Genomic DNA, 21,193 nt, shown 5'->3' on the forward strand with positions numbered 1-21,193 from the left:
GGGCGTTAGTGCTTAGAGCGCCTGGTTACACATTGGCGGCACCTGGTCTGGCACCACGTTGGTGACCAGGTCACAAGCCCACTTGCGATCCAGCTTAAACTTGCCGTCCTGCTCCACGAACTCCACTCCGGAGATCAGCTGTGGTTCACGATCCGGCATGGTCAGGTTCACTGCTGCGGTGTAGATGCCGGGAAGCGCGGAAGGAAGCACGGGTTCCTTGACTTCGAATTGTGCTCCGGAATCAACGGTTGCCTTGGTGAGCGCGTCGAAGAGCTCAGGGGCTTCCTCGCCACCCATCACGGCATCCAGCTTCTGGTCGGTGGGGACGTTAGGATCCACCGCGCGGGCAAGCGTGGCGTGCAGCTCAGCAGCCGTTGGCGCGGCTGCAGCTTGCTCGGTGGTCGTCGTGGTGGTTGACGTTTCTGGAGAGGAATCATCGTCGTTTCCACAGGCCGACAACGTGAGGCCAGCGCCCAGGGCGGTGACGAGTGCCAGGGTCTTCAGTGAAGCCTTAACCATGAGAATGAATACTCCTTGTGATGTTGGGTCAGCGTGTACCGTTTTTCGGCGTGTGACCCGGCGTTCTCTCCTCCCCGGTCCGCGACAGGGGATGTTCTAGCCAACAATGTTACACATGTGTCAGGTGTGACGACCAACCCCGAGATCACTAATCTGGGTCACATGGACCCCAACGCGTCACCCGCAGCCCCCGCAGAGCAGGCTTCCAGAATCGTCATCCTCGGCACCGGAGGAACGATTTCCTGCACCACCACAGCTGATGGATCTCTGCACCCCACCCTGAGCATCGCAGAGATTTTCGCGCAAGCCCAGATTGAACTGCCAGGCAACGTGGAAGTGACCTGCCAGGACGTGATGACTCTGGATTCTTCCGCCATCCGGCTCGAGGATATCGATGAATTAATCGCACACGCCCACCGGAGCATCCGCACTGCCGAGGCGGGCAGCGTGCGGCTAGCGGGCATCGTCGTGGTGCACGGGACGGATTCCATGGAAGAAACCGCCATGGCTTTCGATCAATCGCTCCTCGGCCCCACCCCGATCGTCTTCACCGGGGCACAGCGCCCAGCAGATGATCAGCATCCCGATGGCCCCGGCAATCTGCGCCGTGCCATAGAATTCCTCCTCAGCGCGCCTGGCGATTCCCGCCCACACGTTGTCTTCGGTGGGCAAACACTCCCGGCTTTCGGTGCCACGAAAATTCACACCACCGCGGACGCTGGATTCGCCTCCACCGTGGAAGATGCAGCGCAAACCGAGTCTGAAATCCACTTTCTCCTCCCCGCCTCCGAGCGCCACGAAAGCCGTGACACTCCCCCGCTGGCAGGTCTCTTCGTTCCTATTTTCGACGCCCACATCGCCGCCAACCCCGTCCTCATCGAGATGCTGTTGGATCCACACTCCGCCGCGCCCACACCTGATGGCCTCGTGATTGCCGCGATGGGCAGCGGTAATGTCCCGCCACCGATGGTCAACGCCATGCGGGAAGCCACCAACCCCATCGTCATCTGCTCCCGAGTCCCCTTCGGCGGAGTGCACTTTGTCTATGGAGGTTCTGGCGGCGGCGCCAGCTTGGCTCAGCTGGGCATGCTCTCCGGAGGAGCCCTCCGGCCCGCCCAGGCCCGGATGGCTCTCCTCGCCCATCTCGCCCGCGGTAGGCAGGACAACTAGCCCGGCTAGTCGTCCTCCTCATCTTCCGGGAGATCCCAATCCAGGGAGTCCAAGGGGTTGCCGGGTGACAGGGCAGGATCCGTTACCGCGAAGGTGCGTGTCTTGCCTGGGCCGCTCGCGCGCGTTTCAAAACGCACGCTCACCACTCCCAAACCCGTGCCCTGTACCCATCCGTGGCCGAATTCCTCATGCACAATGTCCTGGGTGGCCTCCCACGATGGAGCCTCATCCGGGGTTTCTTCCGCTGCTCCATCGGTATCCGCATCAGCACCGTCACCAGCGGCTTTCACCGTCGCTGCGCTCGCAGAAGCAGCACCCCGGGAATTCAGCGGAGCCAACTCACCAACTTCTGAATCCTCAGTCACCACGATGCGGCCAGTTGACTGCGGGTTGGATAGTTCCGGGAATAGCACTTCCTGACGGTCATCCACCAGGCCGGAAAGCCCCACCCCGACCAACCGAATGGCCCCCACATCCTCCGGTCGTGGCAACACCCGGCGAGCCACGGAGATGATGGTGGACAACTCATCCGTGGCGGCAGGCAGAGTGGCTGATCGCGTGTGAATCTGAAAATCAAAGGTGCGCACCTTAGCCGTAATGGTGCGCGCTGCCCGCCCATCCTTGAGCAAGCGTGAATGCGCCGCGCGGGCAGCGCTGTCCAGGTAGCGCCACACTTCTGCCGAGGTTCGTACGTCGGTTTCCAACGTCCGCTCCGCAGACACCTGCTTAGACCGAGCACGCGGAGCCACCGGCCGAGTGTCATCACCCGCTGCCATCCGCTGGATCTCGGCACCCACGGAGGAAAGCAGCGAACGAATATCCAGAGGATCCATGTCCACGAACTCCTGGATGCTGTGCACGCCAACTTCCGCGAGCCTGCCCTGCGCAACCCGGCCGATTCCCCACAGTTCACTCACTGGGCGGGGACCAAAGATTTCCATGCGTCGAGCAGCGGGAACCACCGCCACCCCATGTGGTTTACCCAGGTCACTAGCCATTTTCGCATCCAGTTTGGTGGAGGCCATTCCCACCGAGGCGGGCAACCCAGTGTGCTCATCCACTGCGGCTTGCAGGTCCAGCGCCCACTGCCGCGCCTCGGCTTCGGTTGCCCCGCGCAATTGTTCTGGCTCGGCAAAGCCCTCATCCACGCTCAGCTGTTCGATGACCCCGGCATAATCCCGGATCACAGAAAAGATGCGTCGGGAGGCCGCCTTGTATACCGAAAAGCGGGGTGTCACCACCACGGCCTTACCGCGGCAGAGGCGCACTGCCTGGCTGCTGGGCATGGCTGAGCGGGCTCCGAAAACTCGCGATTCATACGAGGCTCCGGCCACTACTCCGCGCCCGCCCATGCCCGCCACCAGAACGGGGCGGCCGCGCAGCGTGGGACGCGTGAGCTGCTCCACCGCGGCGAAGAACGCATCCATGTCGATGTGCGCCACCCAGCGTTCCTGCGTTTGCCCCGCATCCCCGCGCCCGTCATCCCCACCATGTTCCATGGGCGCTATGCCTCGTCCCCGGGCCGGCGAATAGCCACCGCAGCCACCACTGCCGCGATGCCAAGGACCTCAATCATGCTCAACATCTGCCCCAGCATAACCGCGCCGAATATCGCTGCCACCAGCGGTAACAACGCCAGCAACAAGGCAAAATACGCTGGCCCCGCCATCCGCAGCACCACCTGATCCAGGCTGTAAGGAATCACCGCGGAGAGCGTGCCCAGCCCAATGGCCAGACCCAGGATGAGGACCGGATCCATCGTCGTGTGTGTCGACGCCACCCCGGCCCGTTCCGCGAGCAGCAACCCCAGACCCACCACTGGTGCGCTGAGTACAGCAGCCCAGGCAAAACCCACGGCCAGACCGGTGCGCTTGGTGGATTGCGGGGCCGGCACAGCAGCACCGCCAGCACCACCCGTCAGATCGCCAGAATCCAGAGACACCCCACCGTTCACCGGCTCGGGGGCTACTGTCTCTCGAGAAACCTTGTCCCCCAGGACGATGTAAAACGCCCAGAGCACGGCAGCGCCGATGGCAAACAACACGCCAGAGGCCGAGGCTGACCATTGCGCCCCAGACAAGGTGAGTACGCCCGCAGTGGCCAACACAAGAGCCAGCCAATCTCTCCGGGTTCTGCTGCCCAGTGCTGCCACGGCGATGGGTCCCATGAACTCGATAGCCACAGCGGTGCCCATGGGCAGCCGCGCGATGGCCTCATAAAAGACCATATTCATGCCCAGCGTGACCACGCCGAACAATCCGGCGAGGCGACCCGCAGAGCTGAAGAATTCAGTAAACCGCGGGCGCAGCAGCACCACTAGGATGAGTGCAGCTGCACTCATCCTCATCCACGCCACCAGCGAGGGCGGGAACTGCTCGAACAACCCAACGGCCAGGGCAGCGCCAGCATAGAGCGACGCCCCGGAGGCCAGCATGACCCCCGGCGCCGCCCATCGCGAAGCCCTCGAGTTATGCACTAGATGCGGTGCACCTCAGCGGTACAACCCTCGGCCACCTCTACGGGCAGCTCTTCACCAACCACGATGTCCAGCTGTTCTGCCAGCACTTCCTTGGCGATCGCCTCGATGTTATCCATGGCCCACTTCTGCTGGCTTTCCGGCACGGAGAGGCGCACCTTGATGCGGTCGGACACATCGAAGCCGGCGTTCTTACGTGCATCTTGAAGCCCGCGAACCTGGTCAGCAGCCCAGCCTTCGGCCTCGAGCTCTTCGGTCACGTTGGTATCCAGCACCACCAGGCCACCGATGGCTGGCACGTCTGCGGTGTGCTCAGGATCCTGAGCCACCAACTTGCGGGTGTACTCGTTGTCCTGCAGCTCGATGCCGTCGGCTACCACCACTCCATCCTCGGACACGGTGTAGTTTCCGGACTTCACGGCCTTGATCACTCGCTGGACGTCCTTACCCAGACGAGGTCCGGCCGCGCGAGCGTTCACCACCACGTCAAAGGTGCCCACGGAGGCCACGTCATCGGTGAGCTCCACGTGCTTCACGTTGACCTCGTCGGCAATGATCGAGGTGAAGTCCTCCAACTCCGCAGCGTTCGGAAGGGCCACGGTCAGCTGTGGCAAAGGCAAACGGTTGCGCAGCTTGTGCGCCTTGCGCAGAGAAGACGCGGAGGAGCTGATGGAACGCACGGCATCCATTGCCTCCACCAACTGCTGGTCTTCCGGCAGCGCGGAAGCATCTGGCCATTCTGCCAAGTGCACGGAGCGCTCGCCGGTCAGTCCGCGCCAGATCACCTCGGTGGTCATCGGCAACAGCGGAGCTGCCACGCGGCACAAGGTCTCCAGCACGGTGTACAGGGTGTTGAAGGCCTCTGGGTGGACAGTATCGCCCTCCCAGAAACGGTTGCGGGAGCGGCGCACGTACCAGTTGGTCAGCGCGTCACAGAACGTGCGGATCTCATCAGTTGCAGTTGCCACATCAGTGGCATCCAGTGCCGCCGTGGTCTTCTCCACCGTCTCGCGCAGCTTGGCCAGGATGTACCTATCCAGCACGTTGCTGGAATCCGTGGAGAATTCAGCTGGCTGGGAGGCGTACAGGCGCAGGAAGGAGTAGGCATTCCACATCGGCAGCATCGCCTGGCGCACACCCTCGCGGATGCCCTGCTCGGTGACGATCAAGTTACCGCCACGCAGGATCGGCGAGCTCATGAGGAACCAGCGCATGGCATCCGAGCCATCGCGGTCGAAGACCTCGTTGACATCCGGGTAGTTGCCCTTGGACTTGGACATCTTCAGCCCATCATCACCCAGCACGATGCCGTGAGCCACCACCTTGCGGAACGCCGGACGGTCAAACAGCGCTACAGAGAGCACGTGCAGCAGATAGAACCAGCCGCGGGTCTGGCCGATGTACTCCACGATGAAGTCCGCCGGGGCGTGGGTCTCAAACCAATCCTTGTTCTCGAATGGGTAATGGACCTGCGCGAATGGCATGGAGCCAGACTCGAACCAGCAGTCCAGAACCTCTGGCACACGGCGCATGGTGGACTGTCCCGTGGGATCATCCGGGTTGGGGCGGGTCAGCTCATCGATATCCGGGCGGTGCAGAGAGGCAGGACGACGCCCAAAATCACGCTCCAGCTCATCCAGAGAACCGTAGACATCCACGCGCGGGTATTCCTCGTTATCCGAGACCCACACGGGGATCGGCGAACCCCAGTAGCGGTTACGAGAGATGTTCCAATCGCGGGCGTTTTCCAACCACTTGCCGAACTGACCATCGCGGATGTGCTCCGGCAGCCATTCGATCTGCTCGTGGTTGAGCTCCACCATGCGATCACGGAACTTGGTCACTGCCACGAACCAGGATGGCAGAGCCATGTAGATCAGCGGCTCGCCAGAGCGCCAAGAGTGTGGGTAGGAGTGCTCGATGGTCTGGTGGCGAACCACCTTTCCGGCTTCCTTGAGGTCCTTGATGATTTCCTTGTTGGCGTCGAAAACAAGAAGACCTTGGTACTCAGGAACCAGGGAGGTGAACTTGCCGTCCATGTCCACGGGGATGACCACCTCGATGCCGGCGGCGTCACAGGTGTTCATATCGTCCTCACCAAAGGCCGGAGCCTGGTGGACGATACCCGTGCCGTCCTCGGTGGTCACGTAATCCGCACCGAGGATCTGGAATGCGTTCGGGTGATCGCGGAAGTAACCGAAGATCGGCTCGTAAGTCAGGCCCACCAGGTCGGTGCCGGGGTGCTCACTGACCACGGTGTGCTTCTCGCCCAGCTCCTTGGCGTACGCACCCACCAGATCCTGAGCCAGCAGGAAGCGACGGCCACGAAACTCCTCCGCGCCATCCTCACCCACCTCAACCTGCACGTAAGTCACCGCAGGGTTGACCGCCAGAGCCAGGTTGGAAGGCAAGGTCCACGGCGTGGTGGTCCAGGCCAGAGCAGAAGCGCCCACCAGCTCAGCATTCGCGGACGAGCCGTCCTTCACGCCCGTGATGGGGAACGTCACGGTCAGCGTGGGATCCTGGCGCATCTTGTAGGAATCATCCAGGCGGGTTTCCTGGTTGGACAGCGGCGTATTCTCCGCCCAGGAATAAGGCAGCACGCGGAAGCCCTGGTACACCAAGCCCTTGTCCCACAGCGCCTTGAATGCCCACATCACGGACTCCATGAAGTCTTGATCCATGGTCTTGTAACCGTTGTCAAAATCTACCCAACGCGCCTGACGCGTCACGTAGTCCTTCCATTCATCGGCGTAGCGCAGCACGGAGGTGGCACAGTAATCGTTGAACTTGGCCACACCCATCTCTTCGATTTCCTGGCGACCCTTGATACCCAGCTGCTTCTCCGCCTCCAGCTCAGCGGGCAGGCCGTGGCAATCCCAGCCGAACACGCGGGCTACCTTCTTGCCGCGCATGGTCTGGTAACGAGGCACGATGTCCTTGACATAACCCGTCAGCAAGTGGCCGTAGTGTGGCAAACCGTTGGCGAAGGGAGGGCCATCGTAGAAGACGTATTCTTCCGCGCCCTCACGCTGCTCGATGGACTCCTGGAACGTGCCATCCTGCGCCCAATACTTGAGCACTTCCTGCTCCATCACTGGGAAAGAGGAGGTGCCCTGGGTCATGTCCTGGCGCGGATATGCGCCGCCAGCTGGGGTATTCATGGTGTGGTTCCTGTTCTACGTTGCGCTCTAATTTTTTCTTCCCGACGCCACCACTCGCCTACACGCAGCGGTTTCGCCAAAAAATCAGGGACGTGAACAGTCACGCGGTACCACCCTGGTTGCCCCATTTCCGCATGAACGGCCATGGAACCACTCTTCATGCGGCGATAACGTGCCGCGACTCCGCTCGGTTCTACTGGGCGCCGTGATTCTTCAAAGGGTGATTCCTAAAAGGATGTCCCTCAAAGGTGGTTCACGATGCTGTTCTTCCGATGACGCTCCCCGGTGATTGCCGGATCTACACGAATACAGGTGAGTTTACACTGCAATTTTTATCCGGCAAGACTGGGCAAAGCGCGGCTGGCTTCTGGCGTGCCTTTGCCGTGGCTTTGCTGAACTCCGCTGGGATGCTGCTGTGGCGCTGGGCATTCAGCGGGTTGAGCCGCACAGGGGCATGGGCAGGGAAAAAGAGCGAGAATCACGGCTTAGTGCGTGATTCTCGCTCTGTGTTCTTGGCGGGTCTGGGGTTCCCTACCTGCGGTTGGTGCGCTTATGGTGACGGATCCAGTCCACCACGAAGAGCACCACTCCGATTACTGCCACCACCATGCAGATCCATGCCCACGTGGTGGAGCCCATCAGCAACGCCACAATGAGAGCGGCAAAACCGAGGGCAGCCAGTGCTAATGCATAACTCAGCATGGCTTAGCGGTTGTTGTTCTCCACCTGGTGGGTACCGGCTGGTGCAGCGGTGCCACGGGCGTTGAGCTCTTCCAGCTGAGACTCCAAGAAGGTCTTCAAACGGGTGCGGTACTCGCGCTCGTAGGTGCGCAGTTCCTCGATACGTGCCTCGAGGGTAGTCTGCTGCTTCTTGATGGTGTTCATGATCTCAGTATGCTTGCGCTCTGCATCCTGCTCCAGAGCGTTTGCCTTCTCCTGGGCCTGACGGATCTGCGCCTCGGACTGAGCGTTGGCATCAGAGAGCAGGGTCTTGGAGCGCTGATCGGCATCTGCCAACTGTGCTTCAGACTTCTGCTTCGCATCCGCGAGCAGCTTCTCGGAGCGAGTCTTCGCTTCGTTGAGCTGTGCATCTGCGCTCTTCTTGGCATCATCCAGGGTTTTTGCGGAGCTGGAGTTAGCCTGCTCCACGGTGCGCTTCGCCTCGCGGCGGGCATCTGCCAGCATGGAGGAGGACTCTGCCTTGGCATCACCGGTGAGGCGATCAGCCATTTCCTGAGCCAGGGAGAGAACGCGAGCGGCCTGCATGTGGGTATCCGCATTTGCGGTACCGGCAGCGTTGGAGGTGGAGCTGGCCGCGGTGGAAGGAGTGGAAGGAGCAGCGTTGGCGGACTTGCGTGCTTCAGCTGCCTCGTTCTCGGCCTTCTTGGCGCGCTCTTCGGCGGCCTTGATACGGGAATCCGCATCCTTCAGGCGAGCTTCGTACTTGGATTCCAGATCCTTACGCAGGGATGCTTCCACATCGGCGGTGGAGGTGGTGGACTGCTGTGGCGCGCGGCCTGCGTACTCGGCTTCAACGTCGCGGCGAACCTTCGCCTCAACATCACGACGAACGCTGGATTCCACATCGCGGCGAACCTCAGCCTCGATCGTGCGGCGAAGCTCGGCTTCGTCCACAGCAGGAGCAGCAGCTACGGTGTTGCCCGCGCCGGAACCGAGGTTGCCCGCACGGCTCTTGAGATCTGCGTTTTCGTCCTGCAGTTCAGCGAGAGTGTCCTCAACGAGATCGAGGAACTGATCCACCTCATCCTCGTTGTAGCCTCGCTTGCCAATCGGTGGCTTGCTGAAAGCCACGTTATGAACGTCAGCTGGAGTCAGTGGCATAGGTTCTTCCCTTCCAAATCGGAATGCCTCAATGTGCCAGAGGTAATTTTATTTATCTTGCAAACTTCTATGAAGCATAGCAGCGCCCAGCAGTTAAGGCTTAACTACACGTATAGATCTTACCGATAAGTGCACAAATGTTGGTACAGAATCGCGGTTCAAATGCAACACTTATAGAGCAATTGCTGACAGGAATTTTAATCGGTTGCCCGTGAGGTTTGAAATGATCTTTTCCACACTCAACGGGCCGAAACATTCAGCGGGCCAAAAACCGGCAAAACGAAGTGCCCCTAGGTGAGGCTTCTAGGCGAGGGCGATGAGCACCGTGCTCAGGAGCTGCAGCCCGAAGAACAGCACCAGGACGGACAGATCCAAAGCCACTCCGCCGAGCTGGACTGGGGGGATCAACTTGCGCAAGGCCTTAACCGGGGGGTCGGTGATCATGAAGATCGGTTCTGCCACCAGCGCGAACCAGCGCTGTGGGCGCCAGTTTCGAGAAAATGATTGGATCATCTCGATAACAATGCGCAGCACAAGGAAGAAAACGTAAAACCTGATGAGCCAAACGAGAATGAGCAGTATTTCAGTCACGTTGCTTAGAGATCTTCCGCCATTTGATCCAGCTGGCTCTGCTCCAAGTGCACGCCTTCCGGAATCAAAACATAGTTGCGCACGCCGTTGAGCTTCTTGAGCTCCGCATCAGCACCGCGGGCCAGGCCAGCGGCGAAGTCGAGCACGCGGGTTGCCTCGCCCTTTTCCATGCCACCGAGGTTGAACACCGTGACATCCCCATCCTTGAGGGACTCAACCAGGTCGCTTCCCTGGGTGTAGGTGCTCAAGGTGAAACGAACCAGCTGTGGCTCAGGGGTGGCTACCGGGCGACGAGCTGCAGAGCGGGTTCCACCCACTGGCTCGTCGTAGCTGCGCACACCAGCGGTGCGGGAGATGGTGACTGGAGCTGCGTCATCGTAGCTGCGGGGACGGCGAGAGTAGCGATCCTCTGGATCTCGTGGGCTCACGCGTGGCTCCCGGTCCAGTGCAGACTCCCGGCCCAGGCGATCCACGCGGGATTCCCGAGCAGGTTCGGCTTCCTCGCGGAATCCTTCGCCGTAGTAAGACTCCTCGTAGGATTCCACTGGTCCGATGCCGAAGAATTCCTTCAGCTTTCCGCCAAATCCATCTTGTGACATGGGTTGGTTCCTTCCCTAGGTTTCGCCAGCTGGCTTCGCTGCAAAGAACGATAACTGTGCTGGCGTAGATTACTCACGGCGATTGTTCGCAACGTGCTCTTGATGTTGACCACGATACGGCACTATTTCGTGATTTAAATTACTGGTCTCGGTCCCATGATATCCGTTCCGACACGCACCAGCGTGGAGCCCTCGGCGATGGCAATCTCCAGATCCTGGCTCATGCCCGCCGAATAGACGGGGGCTCCGAGCACCCGATCAGAGATCTTGTCTACCAGCTTCCGACCCTCGCGGAAAACTTCAGCCGCGTCGGCGTCGATAGGAGGAACGGTCATCAATCCCCGCAGTTCCAGGTGCTCGGCGGCTGCCACCGCATCGGCCAGCGCGTCGATGTCCGCGGCGACAGCGCCACCGCGTTGGGGATCGCCATCAGCGCTGAATTGCACCAACACGGGCAGTGGGTCTTCTCTATCTCCTCGGCCGATGGCCAGCTCCGCCCCGCGCTGCAGCGAGGTGACCAGCCGCAGGGAATCCACGGTGTGCACGGCAGCTGCCCAGCGCGCCACAGAATTGGCCTTGTTGGTCTGCACCTGGCCCACCATGTGGAAATCCAGGCGACCCTGCAACTCCGCGGCCTTTTCTCGGGCCTCTTTCTCGCGGTTCTCCCCCACGGCTCCCACGCCGAAACCGGCGAGCAGTGCGATATCTGCTGCCGGGTGAAACTTGGTGATGGGCAGCAGATCCGCCCCACCTGCCACGGCGATGCGCTGTCGTACCTCGCGCAAAGCTTGAGCTAGTTCTTGAGCTCGGGCATCATCATTAGTCATTGTCAGGCATCCAAATCACGCCGGCTTGTCGGCCAGTGGTTCCTTCGCGGCGGTAGGAGAAGAAGTTCTGATCCTCAACCGTGCAGCGCGGATCCGCATCAATGTTGCGCACACCCAGGCTGAGCAACTGCCGGGTAAGACCAGCCCGGATATCCAGGCCAGAGGTACCCTGCGCGGTGGTGGTCCGGGATCCCGGCAGCTTGGACTCCACATCTGCCGCCATAGAATCGGGAACCTCGTAATTCGCACCACTAGCCGCGGCCCCCATGAGGGCGTGGATCTGCGCGGGGATCGCACCCAGCTCTTCCATCCGCGCGATGGTCCGGGCAATCACGCCATTGCGCGCGCCCATCCGTCCGGCATGCACCGCGGCGATCACACCCGCCTGCTCATCGGAGAGCAACACGGGCACGCAATCGGCCGTTAGCACCACCAAGGCGATACCCGGAATGGTGGTGAGCAGGGCGTCGGTCGCCTCAATGGGACCTTGGCCAATCATGTCGGCGGTTACTTCGATGACGTTTGGGGAGTGAATCTGCTCCATGAACATCAACCTCTGCGGGTCGAGCTGCAGAGTTTCCGCCAAGCGCTCGCGGTTGCGTGCCACGGCCGCAGGGTCATCCCCCACATGATCGCCCAGGTTAAACGTGGCGAAGGGCTCTGCGGATACCCCACCATGTCGGTTGGTGAATACCTTGCGCACTGCTGGTGCGTCCGCGTGCTTCGTCACGTTTCTCCTGCTCCTTCTTCAACAAACCCTAGCTAGAAACTAACTAGCGGAAATCTGGCAGATCCAGGTCATCGTCATCTTCAACTGCGGAGTAACGAGGAGGCTCCTGGCTGGTGAACAGCCCGCCTGGCTGGGAGGCAGGCACCTCGCGGTGGGTGCGCTGGGAGAAGCTGGAACCCGGACGGGGTTCAGGCTCCTGTGCGCGGGGAGGCTGCTGGGTCTCCGGGTTTTCAAAGATGGTCGACGCCGGCTGTGCAGCCGCAGCGGGCTGACGCTGTTGCGCGGACTGTCCATTGCGCTGAGCCTGAGAATCAGCGGATGGGGAATCGTCGAAACCGGTAGCGATGACGGTGACGCGAACTTCATCGCCCAACTGGTCATCGATGATGGTGCCGAAGATGATGTTGGCATCTTCATCCGCCAGGTCCTCGACCAGAGTTGCAGCCTGGGAAACCTCCATGAGGCCCAGGTCGGAACCACCGGCGAAGGAAAGCAGCACGCCCTTGGCGCCCTTCATGGTGGACTCCAGCAGTGGGGAGTTGATGGCGGACTCAGTGGCCTTCACGGCGCGGTTTTCGCCGCGCGCGGTACCGATGCCCATGAGGGCAGAACCGGCATCGGTCATCACGGAGCGCACGTCTGCGAAGTCCACGTTGATCACACCAGGGGTGGTGATCAGCTTGGTGATGCCTTCCACACCGGAGAGGAGAACCTCATCGGCCTTGCGGAAAGCTTCCATCATGGAGAGCTCTTCATCGCTCATGCGCAGCAGGGAATCGTTGGGGATCACGATGAGGGTGTCGCACACCTCGCGCATTGCCTCGATGCCCGCCAGGGCCTGCTTGCCGCGACGCTTGCCTTCGAAGGTGAATGGGCGGGTCACCACGCCCACGGTCAGGGCGTTCTGCTTCTTCGCGATGTTTGCCACCACGGGAGCTGCACCCGTTCCGGTGCCGCCGCCTTCGCCAGCGGTAACGAAGACCATGTCTGCGCCGGAGATGATCTCTTCGATCTGATCCTTGTGATCCTCAGCGGACTTGCGTCCCACGTCGGGGTTGGCGCCTGCGCCGAGACCGCGGGTCTCTTCGCGGCCGATATCCAGTTTCACGTCTGCATCGGTGAGCATCAGTGCTTGGGCATCGGTGTTGATGGCGATGAACTCAACGCCTTGGAGCTTTTCATCGATCATGCGGTTCACGGCGTTGACGCCGCCGCCGCCGACACCCACCACCTTGATCTCTGCGAGGTGGTTTCCTGGAGTGGTCATATCCGGTGCTCCGCCTTTCCATTCTTACTGTTGGTTCTTGCTGGGTGTTTCTGGCCGTGAAGACGCGGTTTCTCTCAGTAGATCCCCGTGTTCAATGGCCCTCAACGTGCTGTCTTTGATGCGGTTTTGGAGTCCGATCTTGTTAACCATCATGACTGCCGCAGCGCGTAATTGAGTGGACATTTTTGGTTGCGTGTCGTAGGTCTCAAGTAGTACTTGAAGTTCGACGCCCAATCTCCCAGCTAGGGTTTCAGCGTGGGCATCGCGGGGTTAGAAACATTCCACCGCGCACCTTCGCGTTGCAGCACCACCCACGTTGCTTCAGCCTTTTCTGACGCGCGATCTGCCGATCCCCAGAACACCACGCGGTCATCCGCAAAGTGCATCTCGATGCGTTCGGCATTCTTCACAGAGACGTACTCCAGATGCTCGCGATTCTCCGGCTTGAGGGCCGCCACTGCCTTCGCGGCTGCAGCGATTGCGGCCGAATCATCCGCCTTCACATCCCGGAATTCCGCGGCTCCTTCGGGCTGCACGCCGCGCAGGAAGGTCTTGCCCTGTGCATTCACCGCCAAGGGATCACCCTTGTCCTTCAAGTAGCCCACGGCTTGGTGCTCGGTAATGCTCACCGTCACGGTGTTGGGCCAGGAGCGGGACACTGTTGCTTTCTCCACCCACGGCTGCACGGCCACGCTCTGCGCGGCCGTGGCTGAATCCACCCGGAACATGTTTTCCCCCGCAGGAATGCCCGTGGCGGTCTTCACCTGCTCGGTATCGGCGTGCACCGCGCCCTCGACCTCGATGTTTTTCACCGTGAGCAGCGGGAAGAAATAGGCACACACGGCGAGGATCGCCACGAGGAGGACAACCAGCGCCACTGCCAGCGGGATGCGCCTGCGGTTTTTCTTCTTCACTACTGAGCTCCTGCTGTATCCGCACCAGCGCTGGAGTTACCCGGGTTTTCCCTCGCGGAATCGCGCTCAGTCAGGGCACGCATGATTTCATCTGCCAGCAGCGTGACGGTTCCGGCACCGATGGTCAGCACCATATCGCCGTTCTCCGCCAGCTCAGCAACGGATTCCGGAACTTCGTTGAAGACCGGCTGGTAGGACCATTGGCTGCTCACGTGCTTGCCGATGATCCGCGAGTCCACGCCTTCCACCGGCTCTTCGCGGGCACCGAAGATCTCCAGCAGGATCACCTGATCCGCCAGGGAGAGCGCTTCGCCGAACTCCCGGGCAAAGGTCATGGTGCGGGAAAACAGGTGTGGTTGGAACACGGCGATGACTCGCCCCTTGCCGGCGGCAGTCAAACGCTCGCGGGCGGCGGTGAGCACGGCCGTGATCTCCGTAGGGTGATGGGCGTAATCGTCATACACCTGGACTCCATTGACATCCCCGTGGAACTCGAAGCGGCGTCGCACCCCATCAAAGTCCCCGATGCCCTCCGCGAGCTTGGCCACATTCGCACCCAACAATGCACCGCCCAGCAGCGCGGCGATGGCGTTCAGCACCATATGCACGCCGGGAATTCGCACCAGCATTTCCACGGATTCGGAATCCCCACCTACTTCCGCAGCAACATCCGCATGCAAGCTCACGCTGGCATGGGTGCCTTGAGCGGTGATGCTCATCTTTTCCACCACTGCCCCGGCGGGGATCTCTGGGTGCGCGTCCGCTGCAGCGCGGGTGCCATAGCCCCAGACGGTCACGGGCTCTGCGCGGAAGTCCTGCGCCAAGGCCAGCTTGCCCAGCTCCACGGAACCGGGATCATCCAGGCACACCACCAGCGCGCCACCGGGCTCCACGAGCTGCGCGAAATCGGCGAAGACCTGACGATACGCCTGCTCGGTGCCGAAGTAATCCAGGTGATCGGGCTCCACGTTGGTCACCACGGCAACGCGCGGCGAATAGGACAGGAAGGAGCCATCGGACTCATCGGCCTCCGCGATGAAGATATCCCCCGTGCCGTGGTGAGCATTGGTGCCTGCGCGGTTGAGCTGGCCGCCAATCGCAAACGAAGGGTCCGTGCCCGCGGCCTGCAAAGCAGCCACGGCCATGGAGGTGGTGGAGGTCTTGCCGTGGGTTCCGGCCACCAGGAGCGAGCGACGATCCTGCATCAGCAGTGCCAGCACGTCAGAGCGACGGATCACTGGGATTCCTGCCTCGCGGGCGCCCTTCAGCTCTGGGTTGTCCTGCGGAATGGCAGCGAAGGACGTGACCACCACCGTGGGCTGTTCCCCGAGAAGCTGCAAGTTTTCCAACGCGTGCCCAATGGCCACCTCGGCACCCGCACTGCGCAGGGCCAGGATGCTTCGGGAATCCTTCATATCGGAGCCACTGACGTGATACCCACGGGAGAGCAAAATGCGGGCAATGCCGGACATTCCGGCACCGCCGATACCCACCATGTGCACGCGAGAGAGATCAACCGCTGGAGTGGTCATGTGTGAAGAAAACCTTTCGAAGATTTAAGACTGCTGAGCTGCGTCAATGAGACGCTGCGCGATATTGCGCGCGGCATCGCGGTGGCCAGCCTGGGCAGCGGCTCGGGATGCCTCGGCGAGACGTTGTGGGTCACGCAAGATGGGTACAACTTCGCGCGCGATGCGCTGGGCGGAGAGTTCGGAATCTGGAACGATTACACCGCCGCCAGCCTCCACGATGGGGCGAGCATTGAGCTCCTGCTCGCCGTTGCCATGCGGAAGTGGCACGTACACGGCGGGCAGACCCACGGCGGAGATCTCCGCGACGGTCATCGCGCCTGATCGGCACAGCACCATGTCTGCGGCTGCCAGCGCCAGATCCATGCGGTCGATGTATGGCACGGCCACGTACGCGGGTCCGCCCTGGGCAGTGACCACGAAATCGTTCTTCTGCCCATAGGCATGCAGCACGCCCACCCGGCTATCGGCCAGGATCTGCTGTGCTTCGGCCATCGCTGCGTTGATGGATTGCGCACCCTGGGAGCCACCGGTGACCAGGAGCACTGGGCTCTCCTGATCCAGCCCGAAGAATTCTCGAGCCTCGTTGCGCGTTGCGGCACGATCCAACTGCAGAACGGATTCTTTCACTGGGATGCCGACCACCTCGGCGTCGAGACCCGAACCGGCAACCGCGGCCAATCCCTGGCCACCTAGCCTCACGCCCAGCTTGTTGGCCACACCTGCGCGGGCGTTAGCCTCATGCACGAAAAAGGGAATGCCCAGGGACCTGGCGGCCAAGTAAGCCGGTGCGGAGACGTATCCGCCAAAGCCGATGAGCACATCGGCCTCTACCTCTCGGAGGATCCTCTTGGTCTCAGAGATTGCCTTGCGCAAGCGCAACGGCAGGGTCAGCGCGTCCTTGTTGGGCTTGCGCGGTACTGGGACGGGAGGAATCATCCGCAGATCGAAACCACGCGCCGGCACCAGCACATTCTCCAGACCGCGCGGAGTACCCAATGCGGTGATGCGCGCCTCGGGGCGAAGCGAGCGCACTGCCTCAGCCACGGCCAAAGCTGGTTCGACATGACCTGCGGTGCCCCCGCCAGCAACCACCACGGAAAGTTTTGCGGTCGAGGAATCGGGTTGTTGCGTGTCACTCATGTGGGCTTAACGCCTCCTGGAGTCTGGGCGGTTAGTTCTGCGCTGTACTGGGCTCTTTGCCTGCGGGTCCCGAGGAACGCGCCGGGAACGAGGTTCCTGGACGGGCGGCAATGAGCTGCGTCTGCGTCCATCGTAGTCACGCTGATAATCTTCCGCGCCGACTCGACGGCGAGACTCCGCCAGACGATCCCTCTCCCGGCGGGCATCCTGGCCCGCCCGACCCGCGCCTCCACGACGCTGGGTCACGGGCTCACCGTATTGCTGGGTGGTGGATCGTCGTTCTTCTCGACGCTCACTTCCCGCCACCACCGGTTGTGGCTCAGGCAGGAACAGAATTCTATCGATCCATGGCCGGCCTTCATGCTGCATGGCAGAGACCGTATTGGGCTCATGCCGGGCACAGTTGGCCAGCAATCCCAGGGAGAACAGGGTGATCACCGCGGAGGTGCCACCGGCGGAGATCAGTGGCAGCTGGATACCCGTGACGGGCATGAATCCCACCACATAACCCATGTTGAGGAATGCCTGCACCATCACGCCCATGGTCAGCGAAGCCGCCAGCAAACGCATGAATGGATCCACGTGAGCAAGCGCGGTCTTGATGCCGAACCAGCCCAGCAGAGCGAAGAGCGTAACCACTGCCATCGCGCCCAGGAAACCCAGTTCCTCGCCCACCACGGCGAAGATGAAGTCATTGGTGGCTTCCGGCAGGTAGAACCATTTCGCTCGTGATTGGCCTAAGCCCAGGCCGAAGAAACCGCCGTCGGAAATGGAAAGGATGCCCTGATAGGACTGGAAGGCCGCGCCCTGGGTGGTGGAGTCAGAGAAATCGAGGAACATGGTGTCCAGCCAGGTGGTGATACGCGCTGAGCGGTACGCCGTGGTGAGAATGGCCAACAAGCCAACCGCTGCGACTGCGCCAACAACAACGAGGAAGATCTTTCCTCGAGCTCCAGCCAGAAACACCAGCGAGAGCAGGACGATACCCACGGACATCATCATGCCGAGGTCCTTCTGGAACAGAACCATGCCCAAGATCACGCAACCATAGAGCAAGAACTTCCCCAGCACGTCTAGGAGGCCGTTTGATTTCGGGAGGCGCTCGGCCACCACCGATGAACCCCACACGGCGAGGGCAAGTTTGGCGATCTCCGAGGGCTGCACACCGAATGCGCCCAGGCGAAGCCAAGACCGGGAGCCCAGCTCGTCGCCCGAACCCAATCCGGGCACAAGTACCGCTGCCAATAAGAACAGGGCAACAAATAACAGCGCAGGCGCGTACTTGCGGATGGTCTGCGGCCGCATGCGAATAGCCACCCACATTCCAACCAGGCCGATTGCCACGAAGGTTGCCTGGCGGAAGAATTCAGTGAACACGCTGCCACCATTGGCGCGGGAATCCACCATGGAAGAGCTCAACACCATGGTCAAACCAAAGGCCGTGAGCAGCAGCGTGACCGAAAGAATGACCAGGTAGTTCACCAAAGGGCGAGCCAAAGTTCCGCTGACGCGTTCATGCACGGTCTTCCACGTGGAGGCAGGGCTCGCCCCAGAAGCGCGGACACCTGGAGATTGAGCGCTCTTGGTTCGCGGATCTTGTGAGCGTGAACTGGGAGACTTCACGCTGGCGGATCTGGCGCTGGATAGCGGCATGGATTCACGTTGAACTCGCGGGCTGCCCTTCCCTCGCGAGTTGGACAGCTCGCGGCCGTCCCCGCGGGAGTTGGCACCGGGGATTCTTGTGCTCATGACTGGCTACCTTCCATGGCGTACTCCGCAAAGAGATCGCCCCGCTGACTCATACCCGTATACATATCAAGTGAAGCGGCGGCAGGAGCCAGAATGACACTATCGCCCGGGCTCACCCGCTGTTTCGCGTTAGCAACCACTGCCTTCATTGCGGCCTCAGGATCGGTTTCTTCCACCACATCCACGGGCACATGGGGAGCTAGCTTTTCCAATGCTTCAGCGATGATTGCGCGGTCCACGCCCAGCACCACCACGGCCTTGAGCGCTTCGGCAACCTCCTGGATGAGTGGCTCGATGGCCGCTCCTTTGAGTTGACCGCCGGCGATCCACACCACGTTGGACTGGCCCTTGAGTGCGGCTGAGGCCGCGTGCGGGTTGGTGGCCTTGGAGTTATCGATCCACTGCGCTCCCCCGGTGCTTGCCACCACTTGTCCGCGGTGGGCTTGGACACGGAAGTTTTCCAGGGCGGAGGCGATGCTCGCGGGCTTGACTCCCACGCTCCGGGCCATGGCCGCGGCTGCCGCAGCATCGGCCAAACCGGCGGGTCCGGGAGGGGAAATGCCCTCGGCGCTGGCCAAGACGACGTCCTGAACTGCCAACTCCACCACCTTGCCCCCGCGGATGCACACATCACCGCGGCTCACTCGGCCATCCAGCACACTTTGTGCAGGACCCAGTTCAACCGATTCCCCGCTGCTGAACAGGCGAATGTCTTCACAAGGAATCTGCGTCGCGTCCGGCCACAGACGCGCGATGGTCTCCAGAACCTCAGGTTCGTTGGCCGGGATCACCGCGGTACGAGCGCGGAACACCTGTGCCTTGGCATCGGCATAGCTTGCATAATTTCCGTGCCAGTCCAAGTGATCTTCTGCCAGGTTGAGCACGCAGCCGGTATCGGGACGGAAGCTCGGTGCCCAGTGCAGCTGGAAGCTGGACACTTCGGCCACCATGACATCCACGCGCTGCTCCCCGCGGTCTTCCGCGGTCAGGGCGATTCCCGGTGCGGTGCCGATATTGCCCACCGCAGCGGCAGCTTGGCCATCCGCAATGAGCATGGCGGTGAGCATCGCCGTGGTAGTGGTTTTTCCGTTCGTACCGGTGATCGCCAGCCAGGTGCGCGCCGGTCCGAAAGTCTCCGCCTGATCAGCCAGCCACGCGGCTTCGATATCACCAATCACGGGGATTCCCGCGGCTTGAGCCTCTGTAAGGAGTGGAGAGTCCGGGCGCCAACCCGGAGAAGTGATCACCAGCTGAGGCGCGCTCTCCCCACCAATCAGCTCTCGAGCTTCCGCCACCTTGAGGTAAGTTTCCTTGGCGAATTCCGGCGAGTCCCGCACCGCTAGCTCGGCTTGCGTGACGTGATCATCGGCCACGATGATGTTCGCCGCACCCATCTGGCGCAGCATGGTCAGCACACCGCGCCCGGCCACACCGGCCCCAGCAACCAGCACGCCGCGTTCGCTCAGCATGAATTGCACGGCGTCCGCTGGTTCGAGTGTCTGTGTTGTGGTCACTGTGGCCTCACTTTGTTGAAGAGTATTTCTTTCTATTTCGACGCCATATCGGCCCCGGCTAGAAGCCTATTTCTGCGAGCCACTGCCCGTAGAACAGGGCGAATCCGGACATCGCCATGAGTGCGGCGATGAGCCAGAAGCGAACCACCACGGTGGTTTCCGCCCATCCGCCGTTTTCGAAGTGGTGGTGGATCGGTGCCATGCGGAAGACTCGCTTCCCCGTGGCCTTGAAGTAGCCCACCTGGATCACCACGCTGGCAGCTTCTGCCACGAAGATGACTCCGATAATCACCATGAGAAGTTCGGTGTGGGTGGTGATGGACAACCCGGCCACGAGTCCACCGAGTGCCAAGGAACCGGTATCTCCCATGAAGATCTTCGCCGGAGCCGCGTTCCACCACAGGAAACCAAGGCATGCGCCCAGTGCCGCGGAGGCGAGCACTGCCAGATCCAGCGGGTCGCGCACGGAGTAGCAACCCACGGCTGCGCCCGAGGCGCAGGAGTTGCGGAACTGCCAGAACGTGATGAGCACGTACGCGCCCATGACGATTGCGGTGACACCTGCGGCCAGGCCATCCAGACCATCGGTGAGGTTCACGGCATTCGACCATGCGGAGATCAGCAGGTAGATGAACAGCATGAACAATGCGCCACCGATGATGGCGCCACCGATGGCGATATTGAACGTGGAAATATCGCGGATAAAGGAGAAGTAGGTGCTACCTGGGGTCAGGCCGCGCTCATCGGGGAACTGCAGGATCAGCACGCTGAACAGCACGGCGATGGCCAGCTGGCACAGCAGCTTGGCCTTCGCGTTGAGACCCAGGTTTCGGCCCATGACTAGCTTGATGTAGTCATCGGCAAAGCCCACTGCACCCAGGGAGAGGGTCAGTCCCAGCACCAACCAACCGGAAACGCCTGGCCCGACTCCCCTGGTGATATATCCCAGCAGAGCAGCCACCAGGTAGCCGATGGTCAAACCGGCCAGGATGGCGATGCCACCCATGGTTGGCGTGCCGCGCTTCTTCAGGTGGGACTGCGGCCCATCCTCGCGGATTTCCTGGCCCAGGCCTTCGGCGGTGAACCGGCGGATAAGCACGGGAGTGAAGAACACTGTGACCAGAAACGCGACTGCGCCTCCAATAAAGATCTGCATCAT

Annotated in this window: 18 protein-coding genes; 1 reads left to right on the plus strand and 17 read right to left on the minus strand. The window is 61.4% G+C overall.

Features of this window, described 5'->3' with window-relative positions; all coding sequences use genetic code 11:
* Positions 1-12 precede the first annotated feature (12 nt).
* The gene (locus IRY30_RS06835; protein WP_194556691.1) at positions 13-519 is read right to left on the minus strand and encodes a hypothetical protein; all 507 of its coding nucleotides are present in this window, start codon (positions 517-519) and stop codon (positions 13-15) included.
* A 162-nt stretch (positions 520-681) separates the two neighbouring features.
* Here IRY30_RS06835 and IRY30_RS06840 point away from each other — a divergent pair, with 162 nt between their 5' ends.
* A complete protein-coding gene (locus IRY30_RS06840; protein ID WP_194556692.1) occupies positions 682-1,689 on the plus strand; it encodes an asparaginase domain-containing protein in 1,008 nt (335 codons plus the stop codon).
* Positions 1,690-1,694: 5 nt separating this feature from the next.
* Here the strand turns inward: IRY30_RS06840 and IRY30_RS06845 are convergent, their stop codons facing one another.
* From IRY30_RS06845 to mraY, 16 genes are all read right to left on the minus strand, one after another.
* The gene (locus tag IRY30_RS06845; protein WP_194556693.1) at positions 1,695-3,188 is read right to left on the minus strand and encodes a DNA polymerase IV; all 1,494 of its coding nucleotides are present in this window, start codon (positions 3,186-3,188) and stop codon (positions 1,695-1,697) included.
* A 5-nt stretch (positions 3,189-3,193) separates the two neighbouring features.
* On the minus strand, positions 3,194-4,123 hold the full coding sequence (locus IRY30_RS06850; RefSeq protein ID WP_194556963.1) for an EamA family transporter: 930 nt from the start codon (positions 4,121-4,123) through the stop codon (positions 3,194-3,196).
* A gap of 41 nt (positions 4,124-4,164) precedes the next feature.
* Positions 4,165-7,329, minus strand: coding sequence for an isoleucine--tRNA ligase (gene ileS, locus IRY30_RS06855; RefSeq protein ID WP_194556694.1), 3,165 nt, complete (start codon positions 7,327-7,329; stop codon positions 4,165-4,167).
* Between the two features lie 531 nt (positions 7,330-7,860).
* A complete protein-coding gene (locus tag IRY30_RS06860; protein ID WP_194556695.1) occupies positions 7,861-8,031 on the minus strand; it encodes a hypothetical protein in 171 nt (56 codons plus the stop codon).
* Positions 8,032-8,034: 3 nt separating this feature from the next.
* Entirely contained in the window at positions 8,035-9,171 is a 1,137-nt protein-coding gene (locus IRY30_RS06865) for a DivIVA domain-containing protein (RefSeq protein ID WP_194556696.1), read from the minus strand.
* A gap of 303 nt (positions 9,172-9,474) precedes the next feature.
* The gene (locus IRY30_RS06870; protein ID WP_194556697.1) at positions 9,475-9,762 is read right to left on the minus strand and encodes a YggT family protein; all 288 of its coding nucleotides are present in this window, start codon (positions 9,760-9,762) and stop codon (positions 9,475-9,477) included.
* A gap of 5 nt (positions 9,763-9,767) precedes the next feature.
* Positions 9,768-10,361 (minus strand): cell division protein SepF, encoded by a 594-nt coding sequence (locus IRY30_RS06875; RefSeq protein WP_194556698.1) that lies wholly within the window; start codon positions 10,359-10,361, stop codon positions 9,768-9,770.
* Between the two features lie 134 nt (positions 10,362-10,495).
* On the minus strand, positions 10,496-11,188 hold the full coding sequence (locus IRY30_RS06880) for a YggS family pyridoxal phosphate-dependent enzyme (RefSeq protein ID WP_194556699.1): 693 nt from the start codon (positions 11,186-11,188) through the stop codon (positions 10,496-10,498).
* Positions 11,181-11,918 (minus strand): peptidoglycan editing factor PgeF, encoded by a 738-nt coding sequence (gene pgeF / locus IRY30_RS06885; protein WP_194556700.1) that lies wholly within the window; start codon positions 11,916-11,918, stop codon positions 11,181-11,183. The genes IRY30_RS06880 and pgeF overlap by 8 nt, the downstream gene beginning before the upstream one ends.
* 43 nt (positions 11,919-11,961) lie before the next feature.
* Positions 11,962-13,185 carry a cell division protein FtsZ gene (gene ftsZ / locus IRY30_RS06890; protein WP_194556701.1) on the minus strand — a complete coding sequence of 408 codons (1,224 nt, stop codon included), beginning with the start codon at positions 13,183-13,185 and terminating at the stop codon, positions 11,962-11,964.
* Between the two features lie 242 nt (positions 13,186-13,427).
* Positions 13,428-14,099 (minus strand): cell division protein FtsQ/DivIB, encoded by a 672-nt coding sequence (locus IRY30_RS06895; protein ID WP_194556702.1) that lies wholly within the window; start codon positions 14,097-14,099, stop codon positions 13,428-13,430.
* Positions 14,099-15,631, minus strand: coding sequence for a UDP-N-acetylmuramate--L-alanine ligase (murC, locus tag IRY30_RS06900; protein WP_194556703.1), 1,533 nt, complete (start codon positions 15,629-15,631; stop codon positions 14,099-14,101). The genes IRY30_RS06895 and murC overlap by 1 nt, the downstream gene beginning before the upstream one ends.
* A 24-nt stretch (positions 15,632-15,655) precedes the next feature.
* Positions 15,656-16,771, minus strand: coding sequence for an undecaprenyldiphospho-muramoylpentapeptide beta-N-acetylglucosaminyltransferase (gene murG / locus IRY30_RS06905; protein ID WP_194556704.1), 1,116 nt, complete (start codon positions 16,769-16,771; stop codon positions 15,656-15,658).
* Between the two features lie 6 nt (positions 16,772-16,777).
* On the minus strand, positions 16,778-18,520 hold the full coding sequence (locus tag IRY30_RS06910; protein WP_228503117.1) for a peptidoglycan glycosyltransferase FtsW: 1,743 nt from the start codon (positions 18,518-18,520) through the stop codon (positions 16,778-16,780).
* Positions 18,517-20,034 carry a UDP-N-acetylmuramoyl-L-alanine--D-glutamate ligase gene (murD, locus tag IRY30_RS06915; protein WP_194556705.1) on the minus strand — a complete coding sequence of 506 codons (1,518 nt, stop codon included), beginning with the start codon at positions 20,032-20,034 and terminating at the stop codon, positions 18,517-18,519. The genes IRY30_RS06910 and murD overlap by 4 nt, the downstream gene beginning before the upstream one ends.
* 58 nt (positions 20,035-20,092) lie before the next feature.
* Positions 20,093-21,193, minus strand: a complete 1,101-nt coding sequence (mraY, locus tag IRY30_RS06920) for a phospho-N-acetylmuramoyl-pentapeptide-transferase (protein WP_194556706.1) — start codon at positions 21,191-21,193, stop codon at positions 20,093-20,095.

It is taken from the genome of Corynebacterium suicordis DSM 45110, assembly GCF_015351405.1.
GTDB lineage: Bacteria > Actinomycetota > Actinomycetes > Mycobacteriales > Mycobacteriaceae > Corynebacterium > Corynebacterium suicordis.